This is a genomic window from Lacticaseibacillus chiayiensis, assembly GCF_004123795.1.
GTDB lineage: Bacteria > Bacillota > Bacilli > Lactobacillales > Lactobacillaceae > Lacticaseibacillus > Lacticaseibacillus chiayiensis.
Genome location: NZ_MSSM01000076.1, coordinates 1 through 1312, shown reverse-complemented (window position 1 = coordinate 1312; position 1312 = coordinate 1). Strand labels below are relative to the sequence as shown.

The following is a 1312-nucleotide window of genomic DNA, read 5'->3' as shown; positions in this document are numbered from 1 at the left end:
TCAAGCTCATCCATCTCGTTGTTGGTTGTGATGATCGTTGATAGACGAGGCGTGTTGCTTTCAAAATCAAGACGAGCATTCGCAACACGGTACATCAACTCTTGCATGTCACGTCTCACTGGCTTGATGTCTAGCTTCATACCGCCCTCTGTTCCGAAGTCGTCCAACAACAGCACGTCAGCCTCTTTCATTGCCCGCTCAATGCCCGCTAAACGCTGGCGAACGTCTGGTGCATCGTATTGCAAGCTCATTAGGTTGCTCAGCTCTGCTGTTGAAATAAACAGCCCTGACTGGCCTTGATCTCGTAGACTCGTCAGCATCGCCAAAGCAAGTGATGTCTTTCCTGTTCCACGAGGGCCAAATAAAATCACGTTTTCAGGTGTTTTTTGCATTTGTTTTGCCAGCTTGTATGCCCTATTTCCCAGATCTCTTGATTTCTGCAAATTCGTCTGCATTTCAGGCTGCCATTTTTCGAACGTAAACTTAGCCGGAACGTTTCCGGGAAAGACTGAGTAGCGATAAATGGCACGTACCTTTTTACGGTTCAATGCGGCCATAGAGCGTTCGTAGAAGCGCTTCTCAATCTCCTCTTGAGTTGGCAGCTTGCTAACGTCCATCCCTCGCTTTCGATGATTTTTGCACGTCCGCATGTGTGAATAGGCCTTTAGTCGACTCCATATCCCCAGTTCTCCTTTGTTTCCGTGTGTTCTAGCCGTCTACCAGATGAAAACTTGCGATTTGCCTGTGCCGCCATAGTGTCGTACTTCGATCTCAGCTTTGACGCACTTAGAATGTTGGTTTGCCAAAACGTGTCAAGCTGGCACCAGTCAATCATCTTGTGTATCTTCTCAAACGGTCGATGATCTAGTTGATTCATCTTTCGAATGTCATCAGCCCACACTTGCAAGTTTGGTTTCCTATGCTCAGGGTTGTTGCCTTTGATCTTCGACCAGAGATAGACAGCTTCGATCATTTCAGGAGAGTCGTCAGCGTATTCACGCTTGCGGGAATGGTGACTATCTTCTTTCTTTTCCTTCTTCTCCTTCTCTTCCTTCTTGTTTGTTGACACTTGATTGACAGTTGATTGACGTTTGATTGACACTTGATTGTCATTGTCCTGATAGTCACACCACTTAGATATTGATATGATGCTATATTTGGTGTTTGATTTGATTGTCAACATTCCACTACTTTCAAACTTCTTAACCCATCTCCACACCTGACGCCATGACACTTGATTGTCACGTCGCACACCATCATTCATCTCAGACGCCAGTGCGKGGGCTCCTGTCACCATTTCTCCGCTTGTCAC

The 1312-nt window shown here is 46.3% G+C and carries 1 protein-coding gene and 1 pseudogene; both read right to left on the bottom strand.

The annotated features are described in order from the left end of the window. A pseudogene (locus BVJ53_RS14595) lies at positions 1-678 on the bottom strand (ATP-binding protein); the annotation flags it as partial. Further along, positions 665-1312, bottom strand: a 648-nt coding sequence (locus BVJ53_RS14590) for a replication protein (RefSeq protein WP_129302968.1), incomplete at its 5' end; no start/stop codon positions are given. The gene BVJ53_RS14590 and the pseudogene BVJ53_RS14595, both read right to left, overlap by 14 nt.